At 72.2% G+C, this 17,949-nt stretch carries 16 protein-coding genes; all 16 read left to right on the top strand.

Translation table 11 applies throughout. The annotated features are described in order from the left end of the window. The first annotated feature begins 58 nt into the window (after positions 1-58). Positions 59-730, top strand: a complete 672-nt coding sequence (locus DEJ49_RS02435) for a response regulator transcription factor (protein WP_190329245.1) — start codon at positions 59-61, stop codon at positions 728-730. 339 nt (positions 731-1,069) lie between these two features. Next, positions 1,070-2,494, top strand: coding sequence for a condensation domain-containing protein (locus DEJ49_RS02430; RefSeq protein WP_150182153.1), 1,425 nt, complete (start codon positions 1,070-1,072; stop codon positions 2,492-2,494). 476 nt (positions 2,495-2,970) lie between these two features. Then, positions 2,971-4,371, top strand: coding sequence for an aldehyde dehydrogenase family protein (locus DEJ49_RS02425; RefSeq protein WP_223832687.1), 1,401 nt, complete (start codon positions 2,971-2,973; stop codon positions 4,369-4,371). Continuing rightward, positions 4,368-4,913 carry a nucleoside 2-deoxyribosyltransferase gene (locus tag DEJ49_RS02420; protein ID WP_150182151.1) on the top strand — a complete coding sequence of 182 codons (546 nt, stop codon included), beginning with the start codon at positions 4,368-4,370 and terminating at the stop codon, positions 4,911-4,913. Before DEJ49_RS02425 ends, DEJ49_RS02420 begins: the two co-directional genes overlap by 4 nt. Further along, on the top strand, positions 4,910-5,860 hold the full coding sequence (locus tag DEJ49_RS02415) for a tRNA-dihydrouridine synthase (protein WP_150182150.1): 951 nt from the start codon (positions 4,910-4,912) through the stop codon (positions 5,858-5,860). The genes DEJ49_RS02420 and DEJ49_RS02415 overlap by 4 nt, the downstream gene beginning before the upstream one ends. Before the next feature lie 10 nt (positions 5,861-5,870). Next, a complete protein-coding gene (locus DEJ49_RS02410; protein WP_150182149.1) occupies positions 5,871-6,656 on the top strand; it encodes a creatininase family protein in 786 nt (261 codons plus the stop codon). Between the two features lie 44 nt (positions 6,657-6,700). Then, positions 6,701-8,005 (top strand): nucleotide sugar dehydrogenase, encoded by a 1,305-nt coding sequence (locus DEJ49_RS02405; RefSeq protein ID WP_150182148.1) that lies wholly within the window; start codon positions 6,701-6,703, stop codon positions 8,003-8,005. Next, positions 7,998-8,990 carry an NAD-dependent epimerase/dehydratase family protein gene (locus DEJ49_RS02400; RefSeq protein ID WP_150182147.1) on the top strand — a complete coding sequence of 331 codons (993 nt, stop codon included), beginning with the start codon at positions 7,998-8,000 and terminating at the stop codon, positions 8,988-8,990. The genes DEJ49_RS02405 and DEJ49_RS02400 overlap by 8 nt, the downstream gene beginning before the upstream one ends. Then, positions 8,987-10,069, top strand: a complete 1,083-nt coding sequence (locus tag DEJ49_RS02395; protein ID WP_190329244.1) for a glycosyltransferase family 4 protein — start codon at positions 8,987-8,989, stop codon at positions 10,067-10,069. The genes DEJ49_RS02400 and DEJ49_RS02395 overlap by 4 nt, the downstream gene beginning before the upstream one ends. Beyond that, positions 10,066-10,830 carry a sugar phosphate nucleotidyltransferase gene (locus DEJ49_RS02390; RefSeq protein WP_150182145.1) on the top strand — a complete coding sequence of 255 codons (765 nt, stop codon included), beginning with the start codon at positions 10,066-10,068 and terminating at the stop codon, positions 10,828-10,830. Before DEJ49_RS02395 ends, DEJ49_RS02390 begins: the two co-directional genes overlap by 4 nt. Further along, positions 10,827-11,978 carry a DegT/DnrJ/EryC1/StrS family aminotransferase gene (locus DEJ49_RS02385; protein WP_150182144.1) on the top strand — a complete coding sequence of 384 codons (1,152 nt, stop codon included), beginning with the start codon at positions 10,827-10,829 and terminating at the stop codon, positions 11,976-11,978. The genes DEJ49_RS02390 and DEJ49_RS02385 overlap by 4 nt, the downstream gene beginning before the upstream one ends. Then, entirely contained in the window at positions 11,960-13,861 is a 1,902-nt protein-coding gene (locus DEJ49_RS02380; protein ID WP_150182143.1) for a beta-galactosidase trimerization domain-containing protein, read from the top strand. Before DEJ49_RS02385 ends, DEJ49_RS02380 begins: the two co-directional genes overlap by 19 nt. Further along, entirely contained in the window at positions 13,858-14,766 is a 909-nt protein-coding gene (locus tag DEJ49_RS02375) for an amidohydrolase family protein (RefSeq protein WP_190329243.1), read from the top strand. Before DEJ49_RS02380 ends, DEJ49_RS02375 begins: the two co-directional genes overlap by 4 nt. A 6-nt stretch (positions 14,767-14,772) precedes the next feature. Then, a complete protein-coding gene (locus tag DEJ49_RS02370; RefSeq protein WP_150182141.1) occupies positions 14,773-15,579 on the top strand; it encodes a class I SAM-dependent methyltransferase in 807 nt (268 codons plus the stop codon). Next, positions 15,576-16,886, top strand: coding sequence for a condensation domain-containing protein (locus DEJ49_RS02365; protein WP_150182140.1), 1,311 nt, complete (start codon positions 15,576-15,578; stop codon positions 16,884-16,886). The genes DEJ49_RS02370 and DEJ49_RS02365 overlap by 4 nt, the downstream gene beginning before the upstream one ends. Further along, positions 16,883-17,929 (top strand): alcohol dehydrogenase family protein, encoded by a 1,047-nt coding sequence (locus DEJ49_RS02360; protein ID WP_150182139.1) that lies wholly within the window; start codon positions 16,883-16,885, stop codon positions 17,927-17,929. The genes DEJ49_RS02365 and DEJ49_RS02360 overlap by 4 nt, the downstream gene beginning before the upstream one ends. Positions 17,930-17,949 lie beyond the last annotated feature (20 nt).

Raw genomic sequence — 17,949 nt, 5'->3', positions numbered from 1 at the left:
CGTCATCTCCCCACGTCGGATACGGCGGGAACCGTGGCGACAGTGAGGAGGAATGCGAGTGAGTCAGGCGCTGTGCCACCCCCCGTTCGCAGGAGAGCAGCTCGTGGTGACCACTCTCGTGCGCAACGGATTCCTGCAGCTCGGGCTGCGGGCCGCGCTGTCGACGGCGCCCCTGGTCAGGGACGTCAGACACTGCGGCGACTGGGGCGAGGTGGAGGAAACCTTACGCAACAACCAAGTCGACGTGCTGTTCCTGCACGAGAAGGACTACAGCCCCGATCGAGGCGTGCTCGTGGACGCCCGAAGGCACCGTCCGAAGGTTCTCCTTCTGCTCACCACCACCGAAGTTCCCGAAGAAATACTCGCGGGTCCCTCGGTACCCGATGGATTCCTGGTCGAGAACGAGTTGACCGCCACCGCCGTCGAGGACGCCCTCCAGGGGACCGTGGCCGGCGAGGTGCCGATGCCCACGTCGGTGACCCGGGCGCTTCTGCGGCGCGTCCGGGAGCCGGAACAGCAGCGCAGGCGGCGCATCGGCAACCTCACCGGCCGTGAGAACGAAGTGCTGCCGTTGCTCGCCGAAGGGCTGAGCAACAAACAGATAGCCCGGCGCCTCGGCATCTCGAGCCACGGCGTCAAACGCATCGTCGCCAGTCTGCTCCTCAAGCTCGGTGCGCCCAATCGCACGGCCGCGGTGGTCACCGCCATACAGAACGGGCTCATCACCTGACGGCCCATCAACTCCCTGTCCGTCCCACGGGGCGGACAGGGACGCTTCTTTTCGTAAGTCCCTACGTCGCGCATGCCGGTCTTTACGAATATCCGGAAATCCGCATGCCGTGCGGCGCGACGCGTCGGTTAACTCGCATGCCCCCGATACTCGCGGTGCCCGAATGATGTGGGAAGCCCCCACCGGGCGCCCGTTCGGCGTGCCGTATCGGGCAGCCCGAGCGGGTCGACGGTGACCGAACGGTCAGACCCGAAAGCGCGGGTGCCGCCCACGCGAAGCCGGAGTTACCGTGAATCGGCGCGTCCCCACTCACCTCACCGTGCCGGAAAGGACCGAGCCGTGGCCGCATTCGTCCGGCACCGCATCCCCTTCGCTGGACGACGGTCGGTCACCGCGCCGGCCACCTGTGCCCAGCGGCACATCTGGAACCTGATGCAGGAGCAGCTGCCCGACGCCGCCTTCTACGACGTGTGCTACTGGGTGGCCCTGCCCGGCCGCGGCACCGCACAGGACCTGCTCGACGTCTGCGCCGAACTGGTCGCACGCCACGAATCGCTGCACACCGGCTTCCACCGGGACGCGGACGGCACGCTCGTCCAACAGGTCGTGGACGCGGCCGAGTTCGAGGCGGAGGTGTGGACGCTCGGACCGCACGACGACCCGGACGCCGTGCGTGAGGCCTGGGAGCGCCGTATGCGGCACACCCCCTTCGACCCGGCGCGTGCCCCGCTCATCCGGTTCATGGTGACCGTCGTCGACGGTGCTTGCGTGCTCGCCGCGTTCTGTGTGTCCCACCTCGCGGTGGACCTGACATCGGTGCGACTCCTCGCCGACGAGATGACGCGGCTGTTCGACGCGCGTGCGGCCGACCGGCCCCTGCCGCCCGCCGTACCGGCACGCCAGCCCGTCGAGCAGGCCCAGCTGGAGCAGTCCCCGCGCGGCCGGGCCCTGCAGGCTCGGGCGCGCGCCTACTGGTGCCGCCAGCTCGACGCCGCGCCCACGACCCTGTTCCCGGACCGGGGCGGGCCCGCGGGCCCGGTCCGTTACAGCGCCGGCATGAGCTCCCGTGCCGCGGCCCTCGCGGTGCCGGTCCTGGCCCGGCGCTGGCGGGTGAGCACGTCGGTCGTTCTCCTGACCGTCGTCGCCCGGCTCCTCGGACGACGGGCCGGTCAGCCGTCGTGCACCCTGCGCCTGCTCACCGCCAACCGGTCGGACCCGGACGTGCGCGGCACCGTCGCCAACCTGCACACGGAGGTGCCGGTGACGATCGCCCTGGACGGCGACCGCGCCGAGGACATCGCGCGCCGCGCTCTCGCCGCGTGCACCGCCGCCTACGCGAACGGCCTGTACGACCCCGACGACGTCGCGCGTCTGATCGCCTCCGCCCGCGGACCCGGCGTACCCGTGGACCTCTCGTACTGCTTCAACGACATCCGGGAGGAACAGGCCCTGCCCGACGCGGCCGAGGACGACGAGGCGGTGTCCGGCGAGAGCCTGCGGGCCGCCATGGCCGACACCGTCGTCGCCCCCGACGAGTTCGAGGAGGGCGAGACCTTCTTCATCGTCATCGACGACGAGATCCCCGGCTGGCTCCGCGTCGTGCTCAACGCCGACCACCGGGCGCTCACCCCCTCCGAGGTCCACGCGTTCCTCCGCGACATCGAGCGCCTGCTCGTCGAGTACGTCGAGAACACCGGGGGAGACCACGGTCCTGCCGCCGCGGTGGGCGGCGGCACGGGGAGGTTCTCGGCCGCCGAGTCGTAAGAGTCAAGGGCTCGCGCCGGCCGTCCGGCTTCCCTCCGTCGACGGCCGGCGCCGCGGCATGCCCGGACGGCGGTCGGCGACCCCCGTGCGCGGGATGATCCCGGCAGGTCAGCACGGCGGCCATGCGCATCGGACCGGGCTTTCGGAGTAGCCGGATGACCCTAGCCCAAAGTGGGGGTGTCCGATCACCGGGGACCCGGCAAGACTGTTCCACGGGCCGCCCGGTTCGATCACGGCAGGCCACGGAAGACGCGGAGTTCCGCCAGCGGGACACCTGCGGGACACACCCCCCTCCCACCGCTCTCACCGCAGCACCGCACCCCCCTTCCTCCCTCCCGCGGCCCCGCGCCCCCCTTCAGGAGTCGACAGTCGACAACCGCCCCTCCGCGACCCCCTCGTGACGGGAACACATGTCCTCATCTGTTGATCAACTCGCTCTCCCCCCTGCCGAGTTCCCCCCGGGCGCCCCCGGGTCCGTGCGATACGGCCCGACCCCGGTCGAGAACCCGGCACTCGGCAAGGTGTTCGCCGAAGCCCCGGGATGTACGCCCGAACGGCTCGACCACGTGCTGGACGACGCGGCCCGCGCCTTCCCCGGCTGGGCGGCCACCCCCTTGGCGGAGCGCCGCGAGCGGCTCCACTCGTGCCACCGCGCCCTGCTCGAAGCGGTGGAGCCGATGGCCGAACTGCTCACCAGGGAACAGGGCAAGCCGCTGCGGCACGCCAGGGCCGAAGTGCGCCTGGCGGCCGACTGGTTCGCCCGCACCGCCGAGCTGGGGATCCCGTCGGAGCGGCTCGTCGACGAGTCCGACGCCCGGGTCGACCTGGAGCGCGTGCCGTACGGCGTGGTCGCGGCGATCGCACCGTCGAACTACCCCGTCCTGCTGGCCGTCTGCAAGGTCGCCCCCGCGCTCCTCGCCGGCAACACCGTGGTGCTCAAGCCGTCCCCGGACACACCGCTGTCCAGCCTGATGATGGGCCGGATCCTCAGCGAGGTCCTGCCACCCGGGACCTTCGCCGTCGTGGACGGCGACGTCGAGCTCGGCGCCCGGCTGACCGTCCACCCGGCGGTCCGGCTCGTCTCCTTCACCGGATCGGTCACCGCGGGGCGCGCCATCGCCCGGCAGGCCGCGACCGACCTGAAACGGGTCGTCCTCGAACTCGGCGGCAACGACCCGGCCGTCGTCCTGCCCGGCACCGACGTCCTGTCCGTCGCACCGGATTTGTTCACCGCGGCCATGACCAACAGCGGCCAGTTCTGCGCCGCGGTCAAACGCGTCTACGCGCCCCGTGCCACGTACCGCCGGCTCGCCGAGGCCATGGCGGAGAAGGCGCGGACGGCGGTCGTGGGCGACGGGCTCGATCCGTCCACCGAGTACGGCCCGCTCGTCAGCCGCGCCCAACTGCAGCGCGTCGCGGACCTGGTGGACGACGCCGTGGCGGCCGGAGCCGACGTCCTGGCCGGCGGCGCGCCCCTCGACAGGCCGGGCCACTTCTATCCCCCCACCGTCGTCACCGACCTGCCGCCCGGCAGCCGCCTCGAAGAGGAGGAACAGTTCGGCCCGGTGATCCCCGTCATCCCCTACGACGACGTGGAACAGGTCTTCGCGCACGTCAACGACTCGACGTACGGGCTCGGCTGCTCCCTGTGGGGCGACGAGGACCGGGCCCGGGAACTGGCCGCGCGGCCCCGGTGCGGAACCGTGTGGCTCAACACCCACGGCGCCCTGCGGCACGACGTGCCGTTCGGCGGCCACCGGCACTCCGGGATCGGCGTCGAGTACGGCACATGGGGTCTGAACGAGTACACGCAGCTCAAGGTGCACCACAGCGCGCTTCGCCTTCGCCTTCGCCAAGCAGATCGGGAGATGTCATGAGTGACAGCACGGTGGTCCGCGTCGACGGTACGGACGGCATCGACCTGACGGGAGTCAAGGTCTTCGTCGGCGGGCCCATCCAGCACGCGATCCGTGACGACGGCTTCCACCAGCCGCTGCGGCACGCGATCGGCGACATCATCGAAGCCGTCACCGCCGCACACGGCACCGTCTTCTCCGCCCACGTGGCCGAGAAGTTCGGCGTCGACACCCCGCTGTTCTCGCCGGACCAGGTCAGCGTCCGCGACATCGGCTGGATGCGGCGCTGCGACGTGTTCGTACCGGTGCTCCCCGTGGACGCCGCCGGTGAACTGATGCGCACCGACGGCACCCACGTCGAACTCGGCTGGGCCTCCGCCCTGGACAAGCCCATCGTCGTCGTCACCCCGATGCCGCTGGCGCCCAACGCGAGCCACCTGCTGCGCGGACTGCCCTCCGTCGCCGACGTCACCGTCCTCGACCTGGTGGAGGCGCAGGCCAACCCCGTCGAACTGCTCCGCCTGCTCGAAAAGCTGGGCCAGAAAGCAGTGATGGCACCGTGACGGCCGCCGAGGGCGGAGCGAACCGGCCGGAGGCACCCGGAACCGCCGCCACCGCGGCCCCGGTGGAGGTCCTCGGCCTGCGCCTGAAGTCCCCCGTCGTCGTGGGCTCCGGGCTGCTCACCGACCAGGAACGCAACATCCGGCGGCTCCTCGCGGGCGGCGCCGGAGCCGTGGTCACCAAGACCATCCACCCGAGGCCGGGACCGCCGGGCAACGAACGCCTGCTGCGCCTGCCCACCGGCATGCTCAACAGCACCACGTACTCCCGCCGTTCGGTGGACGACTGGTGCGCGATGCTGCGCCGCTTCGCCGACGACGGCCTGCCGGTGATCACGTCCGTGCACGCGGACTCGCCGGCGGAACTCGCCGACCTGGCCGAGCGCGTGACCGAGGCGGGCAGCACCGCACTCGAACTCGGCATCTCGTGCCTGAACGAGGAGGACGGCGGCCTGGAGGACACTCCGGAGCGCGTCGCCGCGTACACCGAGGCGGTGCGCCGCCGCACCCCGGTGCCGATCAGCGTCAAGCTGGCGATCGGGGAGCGGGTGCGCGAGCGCGTCGACGCCGCCACGGCATCCGGCGCGGACGCCCTCACCCTGAGCGACACCATCTCCGGCCTCGCCGTCGACGCCGACACCGGGGAGGTGCGCCTGGGCGGCGCGTTCGGCTACTCCGGGCCCGGCATCAAACCGCTCGTGCTCGCCGAGATCTACGGCCTGCGCCGCGACGGCCTGACCGTGCCCGTCATGGCGAGCGGCGGCGTCAACGACGCCGTGGACGTGGCGGAGTACCTGAGCGTCGGCGCCGACGCCGTGCAGGTCTACACCGTGCTGCACAAGAACATGCACGCCACGCTCCGCGCCATCCGCCAGGGCTTCGACGACTGGCTGGCCGCGCACGGAGGCACGGTCGCGGACCTGGTGGGACGGAGCATCAAGGGGGCATGAGGTGAACGCGATGCGGCAACGCGCCACGAACGTACCGCGCTACGGCGACTTGACCAGCGCGCAGGTCCGGCAGGCCATGGACGGCGCCACGCTCGTGTGGCCGGTGGGCGGCCTCGAACAGCACGGCCCTCACCTCCCGCTCTCCGTCGACATGGACATCCCGGACGCCCTTGCCCGGCAGGTGGTCGCGGAGGCCGGCGGTCTGCTGCTGCCCGGCCAGCCCTTCTCGGCGAGGTCGCTGCCGCAGAGCGGCGGCGGACTGCACTTCCCGGGCACCGTGCACATCGGCGGCAGCACGTTCATCGACTACCTCACGGACTGCCTCACCTCACTCGCCCGCCTCGGGCCCGCCCGCCTCGTCGTCGTCAACGGACACTACGAGAACGAGGGCCTGCTCTTCGAGGCGATCGACGAGTGCGCCCAGGCCACCCTCTTCCCGGAGACCGAGGTGCTCGCCTTCAGCTGGTGGAGCCTGGTCGCCGAGGAGTGGCTCCACGAGCACGTACCGCACTTCCCGGGCTGGCACGCGGAGCACGCGGGCCTCACCGAGACGAGCCTGATGATGTACCTCCGCCCCGACACCGTCCGCGCCGAACGCCCCAGCCACGACGCGCCGCCGCCCGCGGGGGTCTACCGGCACCCCGTCGACGTGGACGAGATCTCCGACCGAGGAGTGCTGTCGTCCGCCGTCGGCGCCTCCGCGGAGCTGGGGGAGCGCCTGTTCCGGCACCTGGTCGACGGTGTCGTGGACCTGCTCGGCAAGCCGCCCCGGGACGCCCTCCCCATGAGCACCTGAGCACCGACTCCACCGTCCCACGCCACCTCCAGGGAGCTATGTCAATGCCATCGACCAGGCCGTACGAGGACTACGACGTGTGCGTCGTCGGGCAGGGCTATGTCGGCGTCACCCTCACCGCCGCACTGCTGACCACCGGCAGAAGCGTGCTCGGCTACGAGACCAACCCCAAGGTGGCGGCCGAACTCGCCCGGGGCGTACTCGAACTGGCCGAGCCCGGCGTCGAGGAGGAGATCCGGGGCGCGGCCGCGAGCGGCGCCTTCGGAGTCACCACCGACGTGCGCGGGCAGAAGCTGCCGCCCGTCGTCATCATCTGCGTCGGCACACCCATCGAGACCGGCGGCACCACCCCCGACCTCAGCCACCTGCGGGCCGCCACCGAGGCGATCGCGCACGGCATCGACGAGACGACCCTCGTCATCGTGCGCAGCACGGTGCCGGTGGGCACGTCACGGAGCCTGGTGCTGCCCATCCTGAGCGAACGGGTCCCCGAACCGCTGATCGCGTACTGCCCCGAGCGCACCATCCAGGGCCAGGCCCTGGCGGAGCTCCTCTCCCTGCCGCAGATCGTCGGCGGCCTGAGCGACGACGCGGGCAAGCGGGCCGCCGAGTTCTTCGGCACGCTCTCCGACCAGGTCGTGCCCGTCTCCTCGCTGGAGGCCGCCGAACTCGTCAAGCTGGTGTGCAACTGCCACACCGACCTGATCTACGGCTTCGGCAACGAGGTCGCCCTCATCACCGAGAAGCTGGGTCTGGACGCGCGGGAGGTCATCGACTCCGCCAACCTCGACTACCCGCGGCCCAAGCTGCACAAGCCCGGCTTCGTCGGCGGCAGTTGCCTCACCAAGGACCCGTACCTGCTCGCGCACTCCGTCGCGGCGTACGACCACGTCCCGCAGGTGATCACCGCCGCCCGCACCCTCAACGAGTCCATGCCGCGCAGGGTCGGCGAACGCGTCCTGGCCGCGCTGTCGGAACAGGGCGTCGACCCGGCCGACGCCAGGATCCTGATCTCCGGCTTCGCCTACAAGGGCCGCCCGGAGACCGACGACCTGCGCGGAGCGCCCTACGAACGGCTGCTGCCGTTCCTGAAGGGGCGGGTCAAGGAGATCGTCGGCCACGACTTCGTGGTGCCCGCGGCCCGCATCGAGGCGCTCGGCGTCCGTCCCGTCGACCTGACCGAGGGCTTCACCGGAGCGCACGCGGCGATCCTCCTCAACGACCACGTGCGTTACGGCGACGTCGACGCCCCCGACCTGGTGGCACGCATGGCGGACCCGGCGCTGGTCTACGACACCTGGCGGGTCCTCCCGCCCTCGACGAAAGCGATGAGGCTCGGCCGTGCGTAAGAAGATCCTGATCACCGGAGGGGCCGGCTTCATCGGCCTGCACCTGGCCCGCCGGCTCGCCGCCACCTGCGACGTCACGCTGCTCGACGACTTCAGCAGGGGCCGCTCCGACGCGGAGCTCACCGAACTCCTCGGCTCCGTCGAACTCGTCGAGCACGACCTGACCACCCCCGTGCCCGACGGGCTGCTCGGGGACGACTACGCCGAGGTCTACCACCTGGCCGCCGTCGTCGGCGTCGCCGAGTCCAACGACAACCCGCGACGGGTGCTGCGCACCAACCTGCTCACCACCGTCCACCTCCTCGACTGGTTCTCCGGGCTGACCGGCGCCACCCTCTGCTTCGCCTCGTCCAGCGAGGCCTACGCGGGCAGCGTCGAGGCGGGCGTCGCGTCCGTCCCCACGGACGAGGACGTGCCGCTGATGGTCCCCGACCTGACGGTGCCCCGCTCCTCGTACGGCTTCAGCAAGATCACCGGCGAGCTGCTGTGCCGCACATACGCGCGCACCCACGGCTTCGCCCTGCGCATGGTCCGCTTCCACAACGTGTACGGGCCGCGCATGGGGTACGACCACGTGATCCCGCAGTTCGTGGAGCGGCTCCTCGGCGGCGCCGACCCCTTCGAGATCTACGGGGCCGACCAGACGCGCGCGTTCTGCTACGTCGACGACGCGGTCGACGCCCTCGTCGCGCTGACCGCGCTGCCCACCAAGGAGCCCCTCCTCGTCAACGTCGGCAACGACCAGGAGGAGATCCTCATCAGGGATCTGGCCCGGCACGTCTTCGACGCCCTGGACCGCCACCCGGCCCTCGACGTCCACCCGGCGCCCCCGCTGTCCCCGGCCCGCCGCCTCCCCGACGTCACCCGGCTGCGCGAACTCACCGGATACAGCCCGGCGATACCGCTGCGCGAGGGACTGCGCCGCACCTGCGCGTGGTACGCCAGGCACCCCCGGGCCACCGCCGGGCACGGAAGCGGAGCGTGAGCGGCGTGCGCGTACGGTACGTCCACCGCGGCTACTTCCCGGCGCGCGCCGGGGCCGAACTGATGACGCAGTACCTCGCCGCGTCGATGAGCCGCCTCGGCTGGGAGGCCGGGATCTACTCGAATCCCGTCGACGAGGACACCGCGGCGTTCATGCGCGGTTCGGGCGTCAGCATCCAGCCGCTGCCCGCCACACCCGACGACACCGACCGGGCGGACCTCGTCCACGCCATCGACGCGTTCCACCCGCAGGACATCGCGGCGGGACTCGACCTCGCCCGCGCCTGGAACGTGCCGTTCGCCGTCACCCCGGCGTCCGCCCCCGACGTCTGGCCGGACCGCGAGACGGTACTCGACGGATGCCGGAACGCGGACGCCGTCTTCGCCCTGTCCGAGGCGGAGCGCGACATGCTCCGCGACGCGGGCGTGGACGGACGCCGACTGCACATCATCGGCCAGGGACCGCACCTGCCCGGCACCCCCGACCCCGACGGGTTCCGCCGCGCCCACGGCATCGCAGGGCCGATGGTGCTCTTCCTCGGACGCAAGACGCGCTCCAAGGGCTACGTCACGCTCCTGGAGGCCACCGAGCACATCTGGCGCGACCACCCCGACACGTCCTTCGTGTTCCTCGGCCCGCGCTGGGACGACGACTGCGCCGACCACTTCGCCCGGTACGCGGGACCCCGCGTCGTCGAGCTCGGCATGGTCGACGAGGACGTCAAGCACAGCGCACTCGCCGCCTGCGAACTGCTGTGCGTGCCCTCCACCGTCGACCTCTTCCCGCTCGTGTACGTGGAGGCGTGGGCCTGCCGCAAACCCGTCGTCGCGTCCACCTTCCTCGGCAGCGGGGAGATCGTCGCCCACGGCCGGGACGGCCTGCTCGTCCGCCCCACCCCGCGGACCGTCGCCGACGCCGTCAACCGGCTCCTCGCCGACCCGGCCGAACGCCGCGCCATGGGAGAGCACGGCCACGACAAGGTGCGCCGCGAACTCGGCTGGGACGCGGTCGCCGACCGGGTCCACACCGTCTACCGCACGCTGACCGCCGCCCGGAAGCAAACGGAGAAGGCCCGATGAGAGCAGTGGTACTGGCCGGAGGCGTGGGCCGGAGGTTACGGCCGCACACCCTGACCATCCCCAAACCCCTCGTACCCGTCGACGGCACACCGATCCTGCACATCATCCTGGCGCAGCTGCGGAGCGCCGGCTTCACACACGTGTCCCTCTCGCTGGGCCACCAGGCCCACATGATCGAGGCGAGCTTCGCGGGGAACCGCTGGGCCGGCCTCGAACTGGACTTCTTCCCGGAGGAGGAGCCCCTGGGCACGGCGGGCCCGCTCGCACTCCTTCCGCCCTTCGAGGACTCCACGCTCGTGATGAACGCGGACCTGCTCACCGACATCGACTTCGCCGACCTGGTCGCACGCCACAAGAAGTCGGGGGCCGCCGCCACCGTCGCGCTCAGCCGCCAGTACATCGACATCGCGCACGGCGTGGTGGAGCTCGACGACGACCGCAGGGTGACCGACTTCCGGGAGAAGCCCCGGCTGAGCTTCCTGGTCAGCGGCGGCATCTACGTACTCGAACCGTCCCTGCAGCGCCTCCTCGCGCCCCGCGTGCGGGACGACATGCCCGCACTCCTCGACCGTGCACGCGCCGAGGGCGAGCGCATCGAGGGCCATGTCATCGAAGGGGACTGGCACGACATCGGCACGCCCGAGCAGCTGAACCGGGCCGCCGCCGCCTTCCGTGCCGACCGCGCCCGCTATCTGGGCCGCGGCGCCGAGGCCGTGCTCGGCGCGGGCACCGGCGCGTTCCAGGAGGTGGGGTCCGCATGACGGCGTTCGACATCGCGCTGTACCGCCCGCAGATCGGGCAGGCCGAGATCGACGCGGTCACCCAGGTCCTGCGCTCCGGCTGGCTCTCGACCGGGCCCGTCACCGAGGACTTCGAGAACAGGTTCGCGGCGGCGCTCGGCGTCGGGTCCGCGGTCGCCGTCAGCAACGGCACCGCGGCCCTGCACCTCGCCGTCCTGAGCCTGGACCTCGGTCCCGGCGACGAGGTCGTCCTGCCCTCGCTGAACTTCGTGTCGGCCGCCGCGACCGTCGCCCTGTCCGGCGCCACCCCCGTCTTCGCCGACGTCAAGGGCGCGCACGACCTGTCCATCGACCCGGAGGACGCCGCCCGCAGGATCACCCCGCGCACCCGGGCGATCGTCGCCATGCACTACGGCGGCCACCCCGCCGACCTGACGGCCCTCGCCCGGCTGGCCCGTACGCACGGCCTCGCCCTCATCGAGGACTGCGCCCACGCCCCCGTCACGGACTCGCCCCACGGCATGCTCGGCACGGTCGGCGACATCGGCTGCTTCAGCTTCTTCGCCACCAAGAACCTCGCCACGGGCGAGGGCGGCATGGTCGTCGCCCGCGACCCCGCCGTAGCCGACCACATCCGGCGGCTGCGCTCGCACGCCCTGACCGTCAGCGCCCAGCAGCGCCACCACGGCGGCTCCTCCCTGTACGACGTCGACACGCTGGGCCTCAACTACCGGCCCACGGAGATCGGCAGCGCCATCGGCCGCGTCCAGCTCGAAGCGCTGCCCGCGGGGCAGGTCAGACGCCAGGAAGCGGTCGCGATGTACCGCGAGCAGCTGGCCCCGCTGCCCGGCATCACGGTGCCGTACGCGGACCGGCCGGTGGAGGAGAGCGCCCACCACCTGTTCGCCGTGGTGCTGCCCGAGGGCGCCGACCGCGACGCGCTGCAGGACAGGCTGCGCGCCGCCCGGATCCAGAGCGGCGTGCACTATCCGCCCACCCACCTGTTCTCCGCCTACCAGCGGCGCAGCAGGGGAGGGCCGTGCCGGCTCCCCGTCACCGAGGACGTGATGGCACGTCAGCTCTCCCTGCCGCTGCACCCCGGCGTCGGCAAGGACGAGGTGCGACAGGTCGTGGAGGCGGTGAGCGACGCATGGCCCGAGAGCGCGTGAGCGGCGGCCGGGTCACGTTCGCCGACGGGGCCCTGCGGCGCGACGGACGGCCGTTCGTCAGCGTCGGCGTCAACTACCACCCCTCGCCGACGGGGTGCGACTACTGGCGTGAGTGGGACGGCGACCGCATCGACGACGACTTCCGGCGCATGGCGGCGGAGGGCCTGAACACCGTGCGGTTCTTCGTCTTCTGGGCCGACTTCGAGCCCAAGGAAGGCGTCTACGACCCCACGGCGACGGACCGGCTGCGGGAGCTCGTCCGGACGGCGGGGCGGCACGGCCTGCTGTGCCTGCCCTCGCTCCTGACGATCTGGATGAACGGCCAGCGGTTCGACCCGCCCTGGCGGGACGGCCGCGACCTGTGGCGCGACGCGGATCTGCGCGAGCGGCAGCGGGCCTTCGTCCACCACATCGCCGCCGGGCTCCGGGACGAGCCGAACGTCCTCGCGTACGACCTGGGCGACGAGGTGATCCACGTCGACTCCGGGGCGTCCGCCTCCCTCGGGCCCGACGAGGTGCGCGCGTGGTGGGGGATGCTCGCGTCGGCGATCCGCGACGCCGACCCGGACGCCCTGGTCCTCCAGGCCAACGAGCCCTCCGCGATCCTCGGCGGCCACGCCTTCCGCCCGGAGCACGCCGACAGCCTGGACATGGTGGGGCTGCACGGCTTCCCGGTGTGGACGCCGTTCCACGTCGAGTCCGTCGCAGCCCGCAAGGCCACCGCCTTCGTGCCCTACCTGGTGCGGCGCGGCAGCGCCCACCGGCCCGTCTACGTCGACGAGCTGGGCAGCTACGGCTGCGACGAGACCACGGCCGCGCAGTACCTGCGGGCCGCCGCCCACTCCGTGTTCGCGGCGGGCGCGGTCGGCACCGCCGTCTGGTGCTGGCAGGACTTCACCACCGAGCGCAAGCCCTACGCGCTGCGGCCCAACGAGCGGCGCGTCGGCCTCCTCGACGCGGCCGGCGGCGAGAAGCCGGTCCTCGCCGAGTACCGGGAGTTCATCCGGCGCGTCACCGGCGAACTCGCCGGGTTCCGGCCGCTGCCCGCCCCGGTGGGCGTGTTCGTCCCCGAGGCCGAGGCGCAGGAGGACGCCGGATACCTGACGCCCTCGGGCAGCGACGCACCCGCCGCCTTCTACGCCCACCTGCTCCTCCAACAGGCGCACCTGCCCTACGAATTCACGGGACGCGACCCGGAACTGGAGCGGCACGCGCTGGTGATCTGCCCCTCCGCGCGCCAGTTGTCGCTGCCCGAACGACGCCGCCTGGCACGGTATGTCACCGCCGGGGGAGTGCTGCTGTACTCCACCGGCAGCCTCCTTGACGCCGCCGGCGACGAGGAACTCTTCGGCATCCGCGTACGGGACTTCACGCGCGCGGGCGACAGCCACGCCGAGTTCACCTGGGCGGGCGTGCGCTTCCCGCTGCGCTGGGACGCGGACCCGATCCCGGTGATCGACACGGCGGGCGCCGAGACGCTCGCCGCGTTCGCCGACGGCTCGCCCGCCCTGACCCGCCACCGCCTCGGCGCCGGCAGCGTCTACTACCTCAACGCCCCCCTGGAGGCCCAGCTCAACGCCCCCTACCGCCTGGGCGAAACCGACTGGCACCGGCTGTACGAGGCCGTCGCCGAGGACGCGGGCGTACGCGCGCCGCTCACCGCGGACGACCCGTCGGTGGAGACCACCGTCCTCGGACGCGGCGACGAACGCTGCGGCGTCGTGATCAACCACGCCCCCGAACCGGTGGACACCGTCCTGCGCCGCCGGACCGCGGACGGCGCCCCGGAGTGCGAGAAGCTGCTGCGCCTCGAACCCAAGGGCGTACGCCTGCTGTTCTGGCACGGCGAAGGACCGGCGCGGCCCGGAAGGCGGCAGCCGTGATCATCGACGCACACGTGCACGCGGGGGAGTACTACCGCCATTACTCGGCCCGCTTCGCCGAACAGATGACGGCCACCACCGACCTGGCACCCGAGGACCTCACCGCGCCCGAGGCCGAGCTGCTCGCCGAGATGGACGCCGCGGGCGTCGACCGCGTCTTCCTGCTCGCCTTCGACGTGCGGCGCGTCGAAGGGTTCTCGGTGCCGAACGAGTTCGTCGCCGACCTGTGCGCCCGCCACCCCGACCGCCTGACCGGCTTCGCCTCCGTCGACGCGGGCACCCCCGGCGCGGCCGCACGCCTGCGCGAGGCCGTCACCGGCCTGGGCCTGCGCGGACTGAAGACGGCCCCCTGCTACCTGCGGATGTCACCCGCCGACCGCCGGTGGTACGACGTGTACGAGACCGCGGCGGAACTGGACATCCCGGTACTGATCCACACCGGCTACACGCCCTCACGCCAGGCGGACCCCCGCTTCTTCTCCCCACTCCTCGTCGAGCAGGTGGCCAAGGACTTCCCCGGCCTGAAGGTGATCCTCGCCCACCTCGGCACCCCCTGGACCGGACCCTGCGTCGACCTGCTCGCCCGGCACCCCGATCTCTACGCGGACCTGTCCATCTTCGGCTCCTACCAGCCGCCCGCCACCGTGGCCAGGGCCCTCGCCCACGCCCGCGACCGAGGCGTCCTCGACCGGCTCCTGTGGGGCACCGACTTCCCCTTCGCGTCCATGACCGGGTCCGTGGCCCGCACGGCGGAACTGGCCCGGGACCCCGAACCGTGGCCGGACGGCAGCGATCCGCTCTCGCCGCGTGAGTACGAGGCCCTCATGGGAGGCACGGCGGCGCGGCTGCTCGCCTCCACCCGCGCCCCGCACCGCGCCGGCTCCCCCACCCCACCGATGAGTTGAGGCGTCATGACCTTCGTCCACGGATACGAGTTCGACGCGATGTCGCGCCGTCCCCTCTACGGCGACGTCACCCAGCGTCTGGTCGACATCTGCGAAGCCCCGGAGGGCGGCGTCGTCGCCGACGTCGGATGCGGCTCGGGCCTCGCCACCGAACTGCTCCTGGAACGCTCCGCGCACGTCGGCGCCATCATCGGCATCGACCCGTCCGAGCACGAACTGGCCATCGCGCGACGCCGGTTGCGAGACCCCAAGGTGAGCTTCGTGCAAGGGCGCGCCCAGGACGTCGAGACCCTGACCGGACCGGTGGACGTCGCCGTCCTGAGCAACGTGATGCACCAGATCCCGGCCGCCGAGCGCGGCGCCGTGGTCGCGGGCTGCCACCGCCTGCTCGCCCCGGGCGGACGCTGCGCCCTGAACACCCTCTTCTACGAGGGGGCCGTACTCCCCGAGACCCGCCCCTTCTACACCCACTGGCTGCGCGCCACCCGCGCCGTCCTGCGGGACCGCGGCACGGACCTCGTGCTCGTGCGCGAGATGCCCGTGGCGATGCGGACGCTCACACCCCGACAGCACGAGCAGCTCTTCGCCGACGCGGGGTTCTCCCAGACCAAGTCCGAGGAGGCCGAGTACACGTGGTCGCTCCAGGACTGGGAGGCACTCTGTGCGTACTCCGTGTTCGTGGAGGGCGCCACCGGCCTCACCGACCTCGCCCTCGGCTCCGACGCGCTGATCCGGGGCGTGCGCACCACCTTCGCGCAACTGGGGTTGACCGGGGTGCCCCGGCGCTGGCTGTTCACGTGGGGTGTCAAGTGAGCACAGCCGTGCGCGACGACGCGCCGCTGTCGTACGCCCAGCAGGGCATGTGGTTCCTGGAACGCCGCGCCGGACAGGCCCGCCACACCGTCGCCGTGACCTTCCGGCTCGTCGGCGACCTCGACGCGGCGGCCCTGCGGGCGGCCATCGAGGACGTCGTCGACCGGCACGAAGCGCTGCGCACCCGCTTCCCCGTCGTGGCGGGGCTCCCCGTCCAGCGCGTGTCCCCGCGGGCCGAGGTGCCACTGCCCCTGACGGACCTCACGGCGCTCCCCGACGCGGAACGCGAACAGGTGGCCGCGCAGTTCCTCGCCGAGGACCTGCGGCGCCCGTTCGACCTGGTCCGCGGGCCCGTGGTGCGGGCGGCGCTGCTCGGACTCGGGCCGCGCGAGCACATCGTGCGCGTCTCCTCGCACCATCTGGTCTCCGACGCCTGGTCGTGGTGGACGGTGATCCTGCGGGAACTGGAGCAGCTCTACAGCGCACACCTGCACGGGCGTCCCTCGCCCCTGCCGCCGGTGCCCGCCCAGTACGGGGACTTCGCGCGCAGGCAGAGGGAGTGGCTCGGCGGTCCCGCGGGCGCGAAACAACTCGCGTACTGGAAGGAGGTGCTGGCGGATGCGTCAGGCCTGCCTCCGCTCGACCTGGCATCTCCCTCGGCGTCCCCAGATGCCGAACAGCCCTCGCGCACCCAGTGGACGGCGGTTCCCGGGCCGCTGGGCGAACGGCTGCGGGCAGCCGCACGGCGTGAGCACGTCTCCCTCTTCATGCTGCTGCTCACCGCCTCCCAGCGCATGCTGCGCCGCCATGTCGACACCGACGACATCCTCGTGGGCACGCGCGGCGGATTCCGCACCAGCGCCGAGTTCGAGAAGGCCGTCGGCCTCTTCGTGAACCTGCTGCCGGTACGGACCCAGGTGGCCCAGGACGCGGACTTCCGTGACCTGCTGCACCAGGTCCGCCGCAACCTGATCGGCGCCTACACCCACCGTGACATGCCGTTCGAGCGGGTGGCGCAGGTCCTCGGGCTCTGGCGGCCCGGCTTCCGGCCGGTGATCGGCGCCTGCGTGACCTTCCAGACCGCACCGGAGGTGCCGCCCGCCCTCGAAGGCCTCGACACGGCACTCGTCAACCACGACCCCTTCTCGGCACACCCCCTGGACCTCGGCTTCTTCGAAGAGGCGGGCGCACTGCGCGTCCTGCTGGCCTACGACCCGGCCCAGTACGACGACAAGGCCGCCGCCCGTCTCCTCGACGACCTGCACGAGGAACTCGACGCCGCCTGCCGTGAACTGGAGGACGCATGAGAGCGTTGCGATGGCACGGCACACGCCGGGCGGAGGTCGCGGACGACGTGGCCATGCCCCGTATCGAGGAACCCCGGGACGCCGTCGTCCGGGTCGTGCGCAGCGCGATCTGCGGCACCGACCTCCACCCGTACCGCGGTGAGATCGACGGCTTCCCGGCCGGAACGGTCACCGGCCACGAGTTCACCGGCGTGATCGAGGAGACCGGCCCCGAGGTGCGCGGTCTGCGCGCCGGGGACCGGGTCGTCGCCTCGGACATCATCGCGTGCGGGCACTGCAGGGCCTGCCGCCACGGCTGGCACTACCAGTGCGACCGGGTGGGTCTGTTCGGCTACGCGACCGTGGTCGGCACACGCGCCTACGCGGGCGGGCACGCCGAGTTCGTGCGGGTGCCGTTCGCCGACACGGTGCTGTTCCCCATCCCCGACGACGTCGGCGACGAGCGGGCGCTGTTCGTCGGCGACGTCCTCGCCACCGGGTACGCGTGCGCCGTGGGCGCCGGGGTGCGTCCCGGCGACACGGTGGCGGTGGTCGGCTGCGGGCCCGTGGGGCTGCTCGCCCTGGAGGCCGCATGGCTGCTCGGCGCCGCCCGGGTGCTCGCCGTCGACCCGCTGGAGAGCCGCCGGAAACTGGCCGCCGAACGCGGCGCGTGCCCGGTGCCGACCACACCCGACGTCGGAGCGCAGGTCGCCGAGCTGACCGAGGGCCGCGGCGCGGACGCCGTCCTGGAGGCCGTCGGAACCGACGCGTCGCTGCTGACAGCGCTGCACGTCGTACGCCCGCGCGGGACGGTCTGCGCCGTGGGAGCCCACGCCTCCGAGGCCATGCCCATGCCGACCCGGCTCGCGTTCGCCAAGGAGGTCACGCTGCGCTTTGCGGTCGGCGACCCCGTCGGGGACTTCGAGCCGCTGATGAACCTGGTGCGCGGCGGCCGCGTCGACCCGACCTACCTCATCTCGCACCGGATGCCGTTGTCGGAGGCGGCCGAGGGGTTCCGGCTCTTCGACGCCGGCGAGGCCAGCAAGGTGGTGCTGATTCCGTGACACGCCAACCGCACATCAAG

Source organism: Streptomyces venezuelae (genome assembly GCF_008642335.1).
Taxonomy (GTDB): domain Bacteria; phylum Actinomycetota; class Actinomycetes; order Streptomycetales; family Streptomycetaceae; genus Streptomyces; species Streptomyces venezuelae_F.
The sequence above is the reverse complement of the archived record's forward strand: the minus strand, read 5'-3'. Positions and strand labels throughout refer to the sequence as shown.